13 protein-coding genes are annotated in these 15,125 nt (G+C 71.0%); 11 read left to right on the top strand and 2 right to left on the bottom strand.

The window, feature by feature from the left end:
* Positions 1–109: 109 nt before the first annotated feature.
* The 10 genes from HH310_RS20390 (at position 110) to HH310_RS20345 (ending at position 12,419) form a co-directional block, all read left to right on the top strand.
* Positions 110–1,657 carry a long-chain fatty acid--CoA ligase gene (locus tag HH310_RS20390; RefSeq protein WP_169177182.1) on the top strand — a complete coding sequence of 516 codons (1,548 nt, stop codon included), beginning with the start codon at positions 110–112 and terminating at the stop codon, positions 1,655–1,657.
* 785 nt (positions 1,658–2,442) lie between these two features.
* A complete protein-coding gene (locus HH310_RS20385; RefSeq protein WP_169177181.1) occupies positions 2,443–3,663 on the top strand; it encodes a hypothetical protein in 1,221 nt (406 codons plus the stop codon).
* Complete coding sequence (locus tag HH310_RS20380) at positions 3,660–4,649, top strand: glutamate ABC transporter substrate-binding protein (protein ID WP_248294199.1); 990 nt, start codon at positions 3,660–3,662, stop codon at positions 4,647–4,649. Before HH310_RS20385 ends, HH310_RS20380 begins: the two co-directional genes overlap by 4 nt.
* The gene (locus tag HH310_RS20375) at positions 4,646–5,836 is read left to right on the top strand and encodes a hypothetical protein (RefSeq protein ID WP_169177180.1); all 1,191 of its coding nucleotides are present in this window, start codon (positions 4,646–4,648) and stop codon (positions 5,834–5,836) included. The genes HH310_RS20380 and HH310_RS20375 overlap by 4 nt, the downstream gene beginning before the upstream one ends.
* Positions 5,833–7,971 carry a serine/threonine-protein kinase gene (locus HH310_RS20370; RefSeq protein ID WP_169177179.1) on the top strand — a complete coding sequence of 713 codons (2,139 nt, stop codon included), beginning with the start codon at positions 5,833–5,835 and terminating at the stop codon, positions 7,969–7,971. The genes HH310_RS20375 and HH310_RS20370 overlap by 4 nt, the downstream gene beginning before the upstream one ends.
* Before the next feature lie 13 nt (positions 7,972–7,984).
* Positions 7,985–8,947 carry a PP2C family serine/threonine-protein phosphatase gene (locus tag HH310_RS20365; protein WP_169177178.1) on the top strand — a complete coding sequence of 321 codons (963 nt, stop codon included), beginning with the start codon at positions 7,985–7,987 and terminating at the stop codon, positions 8,945–8,947.
* Between the two features lie 2 nt (positions 8,948–8,949).
* The gene (locus tag HH310_RS20360) at positions 8,950–10,215 is read left to right on the top strand and encodes a VWA domain-containing protein (protein ID WP_169177177.1); all 1,266 of its coding nucleotides are present in this window, start codon (positions 8,950–8,952) and stop codon (positions 10,213–10,215) included.
* Complete coding sequence (locus tag HH310_RS20355) at positions 10,212–10,838, top strand: FHA domain-containing protein (protein WP_169177176.1); 627 nt, start codon at positions 10,212–10,214, stop codon at positions 10,836–10,838. The genes HH310_RS20360 and HH310_RS20355 overlap by 4 nt, the downstream gene beginning before the upstream one ends.
* A gap of 56 nt (positions 10,839–10,894) precedes the next feature.
* Positions 10,895–11,563, top strand: coding sequence for a lipoyl(octanoyl) transferase LipB (gene lipB / locus HH310_RS20350; RefSeq protein ID WP_312034226.1), 669 nt, complete (start codon positions 10,895–10,897; stop codon positions 11,561–11,563).
* Between the two features lie 67 nt (positions 11,564–11,630).
* Positions 11,631–12,419 carry an inositol monophosphatase gene (locus HH310_RS20345; protein ID WP_169177175.1) on the top strand — a complete coding sequence of 263 codons (789 nt, stop codon included), beginning with the start codon at positions 11,631–11,633 and terminating at the stop codon, positions 12,417–12,419.
* A 67-nt stretch (positions 12,420–12,486) separates the two neighbouring features.
* Here the strand turns inward: HH310_RS20345 and HH310_RS20340 are convergent, their stop codons facing one another.
* A complete protein-coding gene (locus HH310_RS20340) occupies positions 12,487–13,383 on the bottom strand; it encodes an RNA polymerase subunit sigma-70 (protein WP_169177174.1) in 897 nt (298 codons plus the stop codon).
* Positions 13,384–13,429: 46 nt separating this feature from the next.
* Here HH310_RS20340 and HH310_RS20335 point away from each other — a divergent pair, with 46 nt between their 5' ends.
* On the top strand, positions 13,430–13,900 hold the full coding sequence (locus tag HH310_RS20335) for an N-acetyltransferase (RefSeq protein ID WP_169177173.1): 471 nt from the start codon (positions 13,430–13,432) through the stop codon (positions 13,898–13,900).
* A 113-nt stretch (positions 13,901–14,013) separates the two neighbouring features.
* Here HH310_RS20335 and HH310_RS20330 read toward each other — a convergent pair whose 3' ends face one another.
* Positions 14,014–15,009, bottom strand: coding sequence for an AraC family transcriptional regulator (locus HH310_RS20330; RefSeq protein WP_169177172.1), 996 nt, complete (start codon positions 15,007–15,009; stop codon positions 14,014–14,016).
* Positions 15,010–15,125: the final 116 nt, after the last annotated feature.

The raw sequence follows: 15,125 nt of genomic DNA, 5'->3' as shown, positions 1-15,125 counted from the left end.
AGGACAATGTCGGGGGCGAAACACGACCGGAACGTAGGGTTCTTCATCCCGTCGGGGCATGCTGGGATGAGACGGCCGTCACACCCACGCGTGGAAGGGACCCCACCGCATGCTCAACCTCTCGATCCTGCTGGAGGACAGCGCTCGGACCAATCCGGAGCGGGCCGCGGTGGTGCTCGGCGAGCAGCGGCTGACGTATGCGCAGGTCAACGCCGCGGCGAATCAGGTCGCCGGCATGCTGGTCGCGCGGGGGATCCGGCCCGGCGACAAGGTGGCGCTGTCCTGCCCGAATCTTCCCTACTTCCCGATCGTCTACTACGGCATCCTCAAGGCCGGCGCGGTGGTCGTGCCGCTGAACGTGCTGCTCAAGGGACGCGAGATCGCCTACCACCTGGACGACTCGGACGCGAAGGCGTATTTCTGCTTCCAGGGCACCGCCGACCTGCCGATGGGCACCGAGGGATTTGCCGGGTTCGGGCAGGTGGAACACTGCGAGCATTTCTTCCTGATCACGGCGGATCCGGCGGCGCCGTCGCCGATCGACGGGACGGAGACACTCGGGGCGGCGCTGACCGGGCAGTCCCCCGTCTTCGAGCCGGTGCTGCTGACCGAGACGGATCCGGCGGTCATCCTCTACACGAGCGGGACGACCGGGCAGGCCAAGGGTGCCGAGCTGTCGCACTCGAACCTGGTCCTCAACGCCCTCACGTGCAACCGGCTGTTCCAGACGGTGCCGGGGACCGACACGCACCTGGCCGTGCTGCCGCTGTTCCACTCGTTCGGCTCGACGGTCAACATGAACGCGGGCTTCGCGACGGCGTCCACGCTGGTGCTGCTCCCCCGGTTCGACGCGGAGGCGGCGGTCCAGCTGCTCGAAAAGGAGAACGTGACGTTCTTCGCCGGGGTGCCGACGATGTATTGGGGGCTGCTCAACGCGCTCACCGCCGGCGTGGACGTGGAACGGATCGCGCGGAACATGCGACGGGCGGTGTCCGGGGGGTCGAGCCTGCCGATCGAGATCATCCGGGAGGTCAAGGAGCGCTTCGGGGTGACGATCCTCGAGGGGTACGGGCTGTCGGAGACCTCGCCGGTGGCGACGTTCAGCGACCCGAACGGCGATCCTCGGCCGGGATCGATCGGGATTCCGATCTGGGGCGTCGAGCTGAAGCTCATCGACGAGCTGTGGAACACGATCGACGCCGTGGACGAGATCGGCGAGATCGCGATCCGCGGGCACAACATCATGCGCGGGTACTACAACCGGCCGGAGGCGACCGCGGAGGTCATGCGGGACGGCTGGTTCCGCAGCGGCGACCTCGGCAGGCGGGACAAGGACGGCTTCTACTACATCGTGGACCGCGCCAAAGACATGATCATCCGGGGTGGGTTCAACGTCTACCCGCGGGAGATCGAAGAGGTCCTCATGATGCACGAGGCGGTCTCGCTCGCGGCGGTGATCGGCGTGCCGGACCCGCGGCACGGCGAAGAGGTCAAGGCGTTCGTGATCCTCAAGCCGGGTGCGGCGGTCACCGAGGACGAACTGGTCGAGTGGGGCAAGGAGCAGATGGCGGCATACAAATATCCGCGGATCGTCGCCATTGTGGAGTCGCTGCCGATGACGGCCACCGGTAAACTGCTCAAACGGGCCCTGAGCTGAGAGTCGCGCGACGCGACCTTTCCGGCTCCGATGGGCGAGACGGACCAAACGCGCGCGCTCGGTGATCGGCCGATGCCGATTCGTAAGCGTGGTGTGATCGATCGAGACCGTTGGCGGACCGCACCGAGACCGAGCCATCCATAGACTCAGCCGATCACGCGGAAGCCAGCCGTGTGGTGGACGCCGGTTGACAGCCGGCATCCGCTGCCGGTGGCGTGCAGCCGCGGCGCGACTGCGGCGGCGGGCAGGCCGCCGCGCGGGGACACGCAGCCCCGGCGTCGCGGCGTGCATGCCGTTGCCTGCGGCAGGCACGGCATGCCATGCGGCGAGGACGCCGCTGCCAGTGGACGGCAGCTGAGCGGAGGGCCACGAACGCCTGTCCACCGGCTTCGGCAAGCAGGGCCTGCGAACGCCTGTGCGCAGGCCTCGGTAAGCAGCGCCCGCGAACCCCTGCCCGCCGGCTTCGGTGAGCAGGGCCTGCGAGCATGGCCGCACCCTCAGCGGACAAGCGCGCCGTCCGGGCGATGGTCAGCGCGAGGGGCAACGGCGGCAACGGGATCGGGTGCCAGGCCTTGATTCTTGCGTTCGTACCGCACAGTAGGAACCGGGCGACCGGGGACGGAACGGGGGACTGGAAGGTGAGTACAGCGTTAGCGACCCGGCCTGCGCCGGGTGGACGGGAGCTCCGCAAAACCGCTCCCTCAGGTGGCGAGCTCACGCGGCGGCGAGGGCTCGCCCGGCGGGTCCGCGGGCTGCGACGGACCTCGCCGGGGCGCCTGCAGCTCATGATGGGCCTGCTCGTCGGGCTCGCGATCCTGGTCGGGCTGGTCGCGGGGCTCGCCGGATACTCGACACGCTCCGGCACCAGCGATCTCGGCGGGCGGGCGCAACCGCTCTATGTGGAAGCGGAGACGATCTACTCGGCGCTGGCCGACGCGGACACCACGGCGGCGCAGGCCTTCCTCGCCGGCGGGCTGGAGCCCCCGGCGTTGACCCGGCGCTATGAGGACGATCTCGAACGAGCCTCGGTCGCGCTGAGTGCGGCGGCACGGCGTACCGGGGAAGGAAGCGCGACCGCGGCGGCCGTGCGGGACCTGACGTCAGGGGTTTCGCGGTACGCGGAGCTCGTCGCCACCGCGCGCGCGGACAACCGGCAAGGGCTGCCGGTCGGGGCGTCCTATCTCGCGGCCGCGTCCCGGCTCAACCGCGACACGCTGCTGCCGCGTGCCGATGCGCTGTTCACGCTGTCGCGCGGCGAAGTGGACCACGGGTTCGCCGGGGCGCGCAGTGTGCTGTGGCTGGTGTTCCTGGGGCTGCTGCTGGTCGTGCTGGTCGTCGCGCTGCTGCGGGCACAGCGTTATCTGAGCCGGGCCACGCGGCGGACCTTCAACGTGCGCCTGATCGCCGCGACCGGGCTGACCGTCGCGCTGGCCGTGGGCGCCACCGGACTGTTCATCGCGCAGAACGTGCACCTGCACCGGGCCGCGCACGACGGGTCCACGCCGATGAAGAGCATCGCGGACGGGCGGATCCTCGCGCTGCAGATCCGCGGCGACGAGGCGCTGACGCTGGCCGCGCGCGGCAGCGACACCGAGTCGGAGAAGAAGCTGCAGGCGGCCAAGCAGCAGCTCGAAGCACGCGACGGGCCGCTGACCGACCCGGCCTACGCGAGGATCGATCCGGGGCTGGGCCTGCGGATGCGGCAGGCGGCGACGCAATTCCAGCGGTACGCCGACCTGCACACCAAGGTGCATGCGATGGACACCGGCGGCGACTACGAGGGCGCGGTCAGGCTGGCGATCGGCACGGACACGACGGCGACGTTCGAGAACGTGCGCTCGGCGATGGACGAGGCGTTCGAGGGGCGCAAGGCCGTGTTCACCGAGGAGATCCATTCGGCGGGGCGGGGGCTGGGCGTGTTCACCGTGCTGGGGCTGGTCCTGGCACTGATCATTTGCGCGCTGGTGATCGCCGGCGTCCGGCCGCGGCTTGAGGAGTACCGATGATGCGTCGTCGTGTGGTAGCCGTGATCGCCTCCTTGGCCCTGCTCGGCCTCGCCGCCGGGTGCGCGGGCGACTCGTCCACCTTGGACCGGCCGAAGCCGCAGGCCGCGCCGGGCCACCGCATGATGCCCGCACAGCCCACACCACCCGCACAGCCCGGCGAAGCGCAGAAAACGGACGAATCCTGCAATCCCCGGGCCAGCGTGCGCCCCACGACACCGCTGCCCCCACCGGGGAAGATGCCCGCCGGCACGTACATGGCGAAGATTCAGAAGGACGGGCGGCTCATCCTCGGGACCAGCCAGGACACGTTGCTGTTCAGCTCGCGCAACCCGTTGACCGGGCGGGTCGAGGGCTTCGACGTCGACATGGGACGGCAGATCGCGCAGGCGATCTTCGGGGATCCGGACAAGATACAGATCAAGGTGATCGCCTATGACGACCGCGTGGATGCCCCGCGCAACGGGGATGTGCATATAGTCGCGGACACCATGACCGCGAACTGCGCACGCTGGAAAGACGTGAACTTCTCCAGCATCTACTACGAGGCCGGGCAAAAGGTCCTGGTCTCCACGAACTCGCCCGCCAAGAGCATCGAGGACCTCGGCGGCAAGCGGATCTGCTCGGCGGCCGGGTCGACGTCGTACGACAACATCGCGAAGGTGAAGACCAAACCGATCCCGGTGGCCATGCCCGCGTTCGGCGACTGCCTGGTCGCCTTCCAGCTGGGACAGGTCGACGCGATCTCGACCGACGACACGATCCTGGCCGGAATGGCGGCGCAGGACCCCTTCGCCAAGGTGATCGGGCCCCGCTTCACCGAGGAGCCGTACGCCATGGCGATGTCGGCGGATCATCCCGAGTTCACCGCGTTCGTCAATGCTGTCCTGCAGAAGAACCGCGAGAACGGGACATGGGCAGCGACGTACAAGAAATGGCTGGGTGCGTTCGGCCCGGCACCAAAACCGCCGGCGGCTCAGTACAAATGACAGCGCCCTCGATCGCCCCGGCCGACGCCGAGCTCCTGCGCCTGGAGACGGCGGTGACCGCGATCGCCACGAACCTGGTCGACCTGGACGACAACCCGGCCCGCAAGGACCTGGACAAGACCTCGTTGACCGGGCGTACGGCGGCGGCCTGGGCGGATGCGACCGAAGCTCTCGGCCAGTTGTGGGACGGCTACCGCATGCTGACCGAGCTGATCGCGCGTGCCCGCACGCTGCGCGACCAGCGCAGGCTCAGCGATGCCGATCGGGCCGCGTTCGTGCACGAGGTGCTCGGCAAGTCGGTCACGCTGTCCACGGCGACGGTGCCGCTGGCGCAGCGCGGGCTGCTCGGCGCCGGGCAGGTGCGCACCACGTGCACGCCGGGTGAGCTGCTGTCCGCGATGGAGGCGGCGTTCGCCACCGCGGTCGACGTCGCGGTGAAAGCCGGTGAGGCGTGGCAACGGATGCTGCCGGTCGCGGCGGAACTGGCCGCGGCGGTCGATAACGTGCGTGCGCTGACCCGGGCCGCGGGCGGCTCGACGGCGGCGATCGACGAGGCCGACCGGCGGCTGGGACGGTTCACGGCACTGCTCGCGACCGATCCCCTCGGCGCACCGGAGAACGACCTTTCCGGCGTACGGGAAATGATCGTGAAAGCCGACGCCGAGCGCACCTCGGCCGCCGAGCTGCGCGACTCTCTCAGCCATCGTCTGTCCGAGGCACATCGTCTGGCTCTCGAACTCGACGAGGCCCGGACGAAAGCGGACGCCGGGGCGTTCGCGGTCGCGGACCGATTCGAGGAGAAGGACATCATGCGCGTACGCAGTGGCGATCTGCGACCGGACCTGACCGCCGTGGAGGCGCTCGCCGCGGCCGGTCAATGGACCCTGATCAGCCCGCGACTGGCCGAGTGGACGCGGCGTGCCCGGGAACGCCTGACCGCGCTGCGCGCCGCCGACGCCGGTAACGCCGGACTGCTCGCCGCCCGCAACGAGCTGCGCGGACGGCTCGACGCGTTCCGGGCGAAGGCGCTGTCGCGGGGGCTCGGCGAACACACCGCGCTGACCCCGTTGCACGACGCCGCCCGCGCCGCGCTCTACACCGCACCCTGCGACCTGGCGGCCGCCCGCGCCGCCGTGAACGCCTACCAGGAAGCGCTGACCGCCGAGATCGCGAGGTACCACCGATGAGATGCGAACGCCCAGGCTGCGACGGAACGATCGACGACGGCTACTGCGACACCTGCGGCCTGGCGCCGTTACTGCGGCCCGGGACGGCGGCGAGCTCCCCGTCCGCCCGCACCGGTCCACTGTCCACGCGATCGGCCGGAAGCGGCCGCACGACCGGCTCCCGCACCGCGTCCCGCCGTCGCTTCGGGGGCGGGCTGGTCGACGTCGCGCCGATCGTGCAGGCCGACCCGGCCACCGCCATCATGGCGAACGCCGAGATCGCCGAGGACAAGCGCTACTGCGCGAAGTGCAAGAACCCGGTCGGGCGCTCGCGCGGCGACCGGCCCGGACGGCCCTCCGGCTTCTGCCCGGCCTGCGGCGAGCCGTTCAACTTCACCCCGAAACTGGTCAAGGGCGACCTGATCGGCGGGCAGTACGAGGTGGTCGGCGCGCTCGCGCACGGCGGTCTCGGCTGGATCTACCTGGCCGTCGACCGCAACGTCTCGGACCGGTGGGTGGTGCTCAAGGGCCTGCTCAACTCCGACGACGAGGACGCGCTGGCGGCGGCGGTCGCGGAACGCCGGTTCCTGGCCCAGGTCGAGCACCCGAACATCGTCAAGATCTACAACTTCGTGGAGCACGACGGCGCCGGGTACATCGTGATGGAGTTCGTCGGCGGGAAGTCGCTCAAGACCATCCTCAAGGACCGGATGACGGCCAACGGCGGGCGCATCGATCCGCTCCCGGTCGACCAGGCCCTGGCGTACATGCTGGAGATCATGCCGGCGTTCGGTTATCTGCATGACCGTGGCCTGATCTTCTGCGACTTCAAACCGGACAACGTGATCCAGTCCGGCGACCAGATGCGGCTTATCGACCTGGGCGCCGTCGTCCGCGTCGACGACCTGGACGCCGACATCTACGGCACGCCCGGCTACCAGGCGCCGGAGATGGCGGCCGAGGGGCCGTCGATCGCGTCCGACCTGTTCACGATCGGCCGCACCCTCGCGGTGCTCACCACCGACTTCCGCGGGTACCAGTCCACGTTCTCCGACAGCCTGCCGGCTCGCACCGAGTTCGACGTCTACGAGCGGTTCGAGTCGTTCTACCGGCTGCTGCTGCGCGCGACCCGCAAGGAGGCGGCCGCCCGGTTCGTCGACGCCGCCGAGATGACCGAGCAGATGCTGGGCGTGCTGCGGCAGGTGCTGGCCACCGACGGCACGCCGCGACCGGCGCCGTCCCGGCTGTTCACCGGCGAGCTGCGCACCGACCTCAAGTCGGACATACCCCGCTGGCAGGACCTGCCGACCCCGCTGATCGACCTCACCGACGAGGCCGCGGCGTTCCTGGCCTCGGTCACCGTCACCGACCCGGCCGAGGTGCTCACCCTGCTCCGGACCGCCCCGGCGCAGACGTTCGAGGTGCGCCTGCGAGAGCTGCGGGCCCGCATCGACCAGGGGCAGTTCGACGAGGCCGCCCGTACGCTGCGGGCGATCGACAACGCGGACTGGCGGGTCGCCTGGTACGACGGGTTGCTCGCGCTGGCCACCGGCCGGTACGACGACGCGCGGCAACGGTTCGACGCGGTCTACTCGGCGCTCCCCGGCGAGCTGGCCCCGCAACTGGCGCTCGGCCTCTGCCTGGAACTGGCCGGGGCGCACCAGGCCGCGGCCGGGTACTACGACGTGGTCAGCCGCACCGATCCGGCGTACACGACGGCGGCGGCCGGGCTGGCTCGCTGCCGCCTGCACGCCGGCGACCGCAGCGGGGCCGTCGAGGCGTACAACCGGGTGCCGGGCACCTCCTCGGCGTACCGCAGCTCGCAGGTGGGCGCGATCCGGGCGCTGGTGCAGGGGGCCACCGACCACGACTCGCTGTCCGCGGCGGCGGCGCTGCTCGACCGGCTGGAGATCGAGGCGGCGCAGCTCGCCGCGCTGCGGGCGGAACTGCTGGAGGAGGCGTTGCGCGGGATCGGCGGACGGGACACGATACCGGCCACAGTGCTGGGTGCGACCCGCGTCGGGCAGGTCCGGGAACGGGACGTACGGTTCGCGCTGGAGAGCGCGTACCGGGAGATGGCGCAGGCGGCTCACGGGCCGGAGAAGATCCGCCTCGTCGATCTCGCGAACGCCAGCCGTCCGCGGACCCGGACCTGAGGAACGAGGCACGATGACGATGACCGAATGCGCCTCGTGCGCGGACGAGCGGGCCGCCGGCGCGGCCTTCTGCGAAGCGTGCGGACGGCAGCTGAGCGGCGAACCGGCCTGCCCGAACTGCGGTACCGCCGGCTCGGTGGGCGCGGACGGCTACTGCGAGAACTGCGGCATGCTCGCGGTCCGGCCCCGCGATCACCTGGAGGCCGACGCGGGCGAGGTGGCCGCCGCGGTGACCGACCGCGGGCAGCGCCACCACCGCAACGAGGACGCGATGTGGCTGGCCACCCGCGGCACCGATGTGGACGTGGTGATCAGCGACGGGGTGTCGGCGTCGTTCGATCCGGACGTGGCGTCGCTGACCGCCGCCGAGACGGCCGGCGCGCTCCTGGCCCAGGCGCCCGACGTCGCCGCCGCCGACGTCGCCGCCGCCATCGTCGCCGCGAAGGAGGCGGTGGCGGCACTGGCCTCCGAAGGCGACGACCCGCGGCGGCAGATGTCCAACCCGGCCTGCACGATCGTGGTCGCCGCGGTCCGCGGCGCCGACGTGTCGATCGGCTGGGTCGGCGACAGCCGCGCCTACTGGTTGCCCGCCGACGGCCCGGCCGAGCAGCTCACCGAGGACGACTCCTGGGCCACCCACGTGATCAAGATGGGTGCCGACCCGGAGGTGGCGCTGCGCGACCCGAAGGCGCACGCGATCACCGCGTGGCTCGGCGCCGATGCCGGCCCGGTGCCGCCGCGGACCGGCGAGTTCACCGTGACCGTGCCCGGTCACCTGGTGCTGTGCAGTGACGGCCTGTGGAACTACCTGCCGGACGCGGGCGATTTCGCCGACGTCGTCCGGGCGGCCTTGCGCTCGCAGGGCACATTGATCGATACGGCCCGCGCGCTGGCGGATCTGGCCAACGAGGCGGGCGGCGCCGACAACATCACCGTGGCCCTGATTCCCGTACACCCAGCAGACGTCAAGGAGTAGGGATGCCGTACACCGCCGAGGCCTTCCAGAACGAATTTCTCGCGCTGGGCGCGACCGAGGTCAACGCGATCGTCACGGTGACGTCGTCCGGGGCCGAAGGCGGCCACCGGACGTCCGGCGCCACCGAGATCATCATCGTCGACGCGTCCGGGTCGATGCAGGCCGAGGGCCGTATCAGCGCCGCCCGGCAGGCCGCCAAGGCGGCCGTCGACTGCATCGACGACGGCGTGCATTTCGCGATCATCGCCGGAGTGAGCACGGCGCAGCAGCTCTACCCGGCGCCTGGCGAGCTGGCCGTGGCCAGTGCGCAGACCCGGGCCGACGCGATCCGCTCGATCGACCGGCTGCAGGCCAGCGGCGGCACCGCGATGGGCGCCTGGCTGCTGCTCGCGTCCCAGCTGTTCGGGCTGCGGCCCGGCGACATCGCGCACGCGATCCTGCTGACCGACGGCGACAACGGCGAACGCTCGGGCTATCTGGAGACCGTGCTCGCCTCGATCGCCGGGCAGTTCACCTGCGACTGCCGCGGCGTCGGCGTGAACTGGAAGGTCTCCGAGCTCCGCAAGATCGCCGAGGCGATGCTCGGGACGGTCGACATCGTCGCGCACCCGTCCGGGCTGGCCCAGGCGTTCCAGGAGATGATGACCGCCGCGATGGGCAAGACCAGCGCGGACGTCCAGCTCAAGGTGTGGACGCCGGTCAACGCGTCGGTGCGTTTCGTCAAGCTGGTCGAGCCGCAGGTCATGGACCTGACGGGCAAGCGGATCGAGGACGGGCCGCGCGCCGGGCGCTACCCGCTCGGCTCGTGGGGTGCCGAGAGCCGTGACTACCACCTGTGCGTCGACGTGCCGGCCGGGTCCGCGGGCGACGAGATGCTGGCCGCTCGCGTGTCCGTCATGGAGGGCGACGACGTGCTGGTGCAGGCCCGGATCCGGGCGGTGTGGACGGAGGACACGGCACTGTCCACCCGGATCAGCCGCGAGGTGGCGCACTACACCGGGCAGGCCGAGCTGGCCGAGGCGATCCAGGACGGCATCAAGGCCCGCGAGCACGGCGACGACGTCACGGCCACGCTGAAGTTCGGGCGGGCCGCGCAACTCGCGCACGAGAGCGGTAACACGGCCACCGAGGAGCTGCTCGCCACGGTCGTCGACATCGAGGACGCGGCCACCGGTACGGTCCGGTTGCGGCGCAAGGTGAACGCCGAGGACGAGATGGCGCTGGACACGCGCTCGACGAAGACGGTCCGGGTGGGCCGTTCGCAATGACGACATACACGTGCCCCAAGGGGCATTCGTCGGAAACCGACGACTTCTGCGACACCTGCGGCGCGAAGATCGACGGCGTCTCCCCTCCCCGTACGCCGGTGCCCCAGCCCGTAGCGGATTGCCCGAACTGTGGTGCTCCCCGCGCGGGCGGCACCCGGTTCTGCGAGGACTGCGGGTACGACCACGACACGGGGAAGATCCCGGTGCTGTCGGTGGCGCCGCCGGTCGTGGCCCCCGTCGCGGCGTGGACGGCGACGATCGCGGTCGACCGGGAATACTTCGAGGACAACGCGATCGAAGGCGTCGACTTCCCGGACGAGACGCCGTCGCGTACGGTCGCGCTCCCGCCCCCGCAGCTGCGCATCGGCCGGCGCAGCTCGTCGAAGGGCACCAACCCGGAGATCGACCTGTCCGACACCGATCCGGGGGTGTCGCACAGCCACGCGCTGCTGACGTTGAGCGTGGACGGGGTGTGGCTGGTGTCCGACCTGGGCTCGACCAACGGGACGTATGTGAACGGCGAGCAGCAGGCGATGGGGGCGGGGCAGTCGCGGGCGCTGAAGGACGGCGACCAGGTGCACGTCGGCGCCTGGACGACGATCACGCTGCACGCGCCGATCTAGCCGGCTCGTGTCCAACACCACAACCGTTGCGGGGTTGCGGCTGGCAGGATCGATGGGTGCTGCAACGTGTGGATCTCGGCGAGGTGCCGTATCAGGAAGCGACCGACGACATGGCCCGCTGGGTCGCCGAGCGTCAGGCCGGCTCCGAGCCTGACCGGCTGTTCCTGCTGAGCCATCCCGAGGTCATCACGTACGGCAAGCTCACCCCGCCCGCCGACCTGCCGTCCAGCGACGAGATCCCGACGGTGCCGGTCGACCGCGGCGGGCACGCCACGTACCACGGTCCCGGCCAGCTGATCGGGTACCTGATCATGGACCTGCGGCAGAAGTCCGGCCCCGCCGACGTGGTCCGCTGGCTGGAGAACGGACTGATCGCCGCGATCGGCTCGCTCGGCTTCGAGACGGTCCGCCGCGACACGCCGAAGGGTGCGGCCAGCCTGGTCGGCGTCTGGACTCCGGCGCACGCCAAGCTGGTCTCCATCGGCATGCGGATCCGGGGCGGCGTGACCAGCCACGGCTTCGCCCTGAACATCGACCCCGACCTGACGGTCTTCGACCGGTTCACCGCCTGCAGCCTGCCGGGCGTCGAGATGACCTCGCTGCGGCGCCTGGCCGAGGCTCAGGGCCGCCCGGTCCCCACCGACCTGCAGGTCCGCGACGCGGTGGCGGCCCACCTCGGCGAGGGCCTACGCCCGCGCGACTCCCACCAGACCGCAGCAGCCTGACCCGTACGTCAGGTGACATGCGGCTCGGTTGCGGCGCCGCACACGGCGGCCAGGGCAGGATGAGCGAGTGGAGACCGACCTTCGATTGGCACAGCGCGCCGCCATCACCGGCGCGGCCGTAGCGTTGCCGCACTTCGCCGCCCTGGCCGACCTGCCGCGCGAGCTGAAGTCGGACGGTTCGGTCGTCACCGCGGCGGACCGTGCCGTCGAGTCGGCGATCCGTGACGTCCTGGGTGCGGCACGTCCCGGCGACGCCGTCCTCGGCGAGGAACAGGGCGAGACCGGCGACATGGCCACCGCCGCCCGGCGGTGGATCGTCGACCCGATCGACGGCACGGCGTTGTTCGTCAACGGCGAGGACCGGTGGCTCATCCTGATCGCCCTGGAAGAGGCCGGCGAGATCACCACGGCGGTGGCCGCCCACCCGGCGCAGGGATCGATCTGGTGGGCACGACGCGACGCCGGCGCCTTCGAGGGCCGCGTCGTGGGCGGCCGGGTGGTGGCGGAGACCGCCGTCCGCGTCTCCCCCGACGGCCCGTCGTCACCCGCCGGCAGCCGCCTTGCCGTGGTCCCCGAGGGCTGGGGTTCCGACATCGTGGCGCCGCTGAAGGCTCTGACCCCGGCCCGCCCGTGGCCCATCCACCCCGCGCTGATGATCGCCCGCGGCGACCTGGACGTGGCCGTGCAGACCGGCGGCCAGATCTGGGACTTCGCCGCGACGTCGCTGATCGTGACCGAGGCCGGAGGCGCCTACTCCGGCGTCAACGGCAGCCGCCGGCCAGGGCCGGGCGCCTCGGTCTACGCCGGGAGTGAGCCCCTCCTCAAGTCCACCCTGGACGTGATCACCGAGTCGTAGCCGTGAGTAAGCCGCCGGCCCGGCCCGCGCCCCGATGCCCGGGCCCGATCACGAAGTTGTCAAAGGTCTACCCGACGCGTACCTCCTGGAAGCCGAGGAAAGTCGTCACGCCGGAGATCAGCGAATCTCCGAAATCGAAGACGAGCAGGCCGAACGGCTCGGGCGCGCCACCCGGGCTCGCGGGCCGCAGCTGCCAGAGCGCCGGCCCGCCGTTCGCCCGGACCGGAACCATCCGGTCCTCCAGGCACGCGTCGGACGCCGCCATCACCGCCCCCACCGTCTCGCGGCCGCGCAGCCACCAGGCGAACGGCGGCATCGCGGTGGTCACGTCCTCCTGGAGGAGTGACACCAGCTCCGGGATGTCGTGCCGCTGGAAGGCATCGGCGTAGCGATCGACCAGAGCACGCTGGGCGGAATCGGACAGCGACGTCGCGGAGCCGGGCGACGCGGCGCGCAGCGTGGCCCGGGCCCGCTGCAACGCGCTGGTCACCGACGGGACACTCGCGTCCAGAAGGGCCGCCACCTCGACGGCCGGCCAGCAGAGGACGTCGCGTAGGATCAGCACCGCGCGCTGCCTCGGCGGCAAATGCTGCAGGGCCGCCACGAAGGCCAGCCGGATCGTCTCGCGGCGCTCCGCCTCGGCGGGCGGGTCGCCCAGCAACGGCAGCACCCACGTGGACTCGGGCAGCGGCGGCCCGAAGTCGCCGTCGCAGGTGAAGTCGGTGGCGCGGGACCGGCGCTGGGCCGAGCGCAACATGTCCAGACAGACGTTGGTGGCTATGCGGTAGACCCACGTGCGCAGCGACGCGCGCCCCGGATCGTACGAGTCGCCGTGACGCCAGGCGCGCAGCAACGTCTCCTGCGCCGCGTCCTCGGCCTCGAACGGCGAGCCCAGCATCCGATAGGCGAACCCCACCAGCTCGCCACGCATTGTGGTGAGCTGATCGTCGAGAACCTTCGGCATGCCGCACAACATACGCGGCGGGTGCGACAAAAATCGGGGTGTGGCGATGAGGATCCGGGACAAGAGACCCGAGGACCAACCCGCGGTCGAGCGTTTCCTGGAGACGCGCTGGGGCGGCACGATCGTCGTCGGGCACGGCACGACGTACGACGCGGCCCGGCTCCCCGGCATCCTCACGACGGATAAATCGGAAATGTCCGGGCTGCTCACCTACGCCGTCGGCGGCGACGGTCTCGAAGTCGTCTCCCTCGACGCGGTGGCGAAAGGCCGCGGCATCGGCACCGCCCTGCTCGAGGAGGCGAAGCGCCGAGCCAAGCCCACCGGCCGCCTGTGGTTGATCACGACCAACGACAACCTCGACGCCATCCGGTTCTACCAGCGTCGTGACCTGCGGATCGTCTCCGTCTCCCCGGGCGCCGCCGACGAGGCCCGCCGGATCAAACCCACGATTCCGCGGATCGGCGACTACGGCATCCCGATCCGCGACGAGATCACCTTGGAGATAATCCTGGGCTGAGGCGCCGCCGAATATCTTGCCCAGTTGCCGACAGAGGTGTTGCGCGTACGGTTCTTTCCGTGTGCAATGGGCTGCGGGGTAAAGGACACCGTGGCCGCGTGGGGGTGCCGCCATCATCCGTGCGCGGCCACGGTCAGCCACAGCACGTCTCCGCGATATCGTTGCGGCACAACGCTTTCCGCCGGTCTTCGGCGATAGTCCTGCGGGCTCACGCCACGCTCGCGTTTGAACGCCGCACTCAGCGCGAACGCACTGCCGTACCCCACGCGCCGCGCCACCGCGGCGATCGTCGCGTCCTCCTGCCGCAACAGATCGGCGGCCAGCGTGATGCGCCAGCTTCCCAGGTACGCCATGGGTGGCTCGCCGACCATCTCGGTGAACCGGCGGGCGAGCGAAGCCCGGGAGACTCCCACGCGAGCGGCGAGCTCGGCGACCGTCCACCCGTACGCGGGATCCTCGTGCATGGACCGCAAGGCGGCACCCACGATCGGGTCGGCCTGGGCCCTGTGCCAGCCCGGGGCGCCGTCGTCCGCACCGGCCAACCACGCGCGCAGCACCGAGACCAGGAGCAGGTCGAGGATGCGGTCCAGCACCAGCTCCTGGGCGGGCCCGGTCGCGGCCATCTCGCGGACGAGGAGGTCGATCAGCGCTTGATCGCCCGCCCCGGCCGGACGGATCAGCAGGCCGGGCAGCGCGTCCAGCAGGCGGCGGCTGACCTCGCTGTGCATCTGATAGGTGCCGCTGAGCATCTCGGTCGCGCCGTCCGGCCCCGCGCCCCACGTGCGCACGCCCAGATCGGTGAAGGTCATCTCGGTGCCGTCCACCGACTCGCATCGCTGACCCGGGTGAATGACGATCTGCGGCGGCGTCTGCGGGCGGTCCGCGATCGTGTACGCCTCGGTGCCGTTCACGACCGCGACGTCCCCCGGCGCGATGCGCGTCGCGGGCGCGTCGTCCTTGATGATCCAGGCATCCCCCCGGACGAGCGTGATCAGCGACAGCGGCGACCGGTCCCGGATCCGCAGCGACCACGGCGGATCCAGGATCGACCGGAGCAGAAAGGCCCCGCGAGCACGCGGCCCGTCCAGCAGCCCTGTCAGCGCATCCATCCGTCAAGCTTTCCAGACCGGCGGCCCGAGCCGGCGTTTTCCACAGCGGCGGCCTCGCCCCAGGTTTTCCACAGGCCGGGCGGCCGGACTTTGCCCATCGGCCGGCCATGCCCCAG

It is taken from the genome of Actinoplanes sp. TBRC 11911 (genome assembly GCF_012933445.1).
Classification (GTDB): domain Bacteria; phylum Actinomycetota; class Actinomycetes; order Mycobacteriales; family Micromonosporaceae; genus Actinoplanes.
This window is presented reverse-complemented; position numbering and strand designations above follow the sequence as displayed.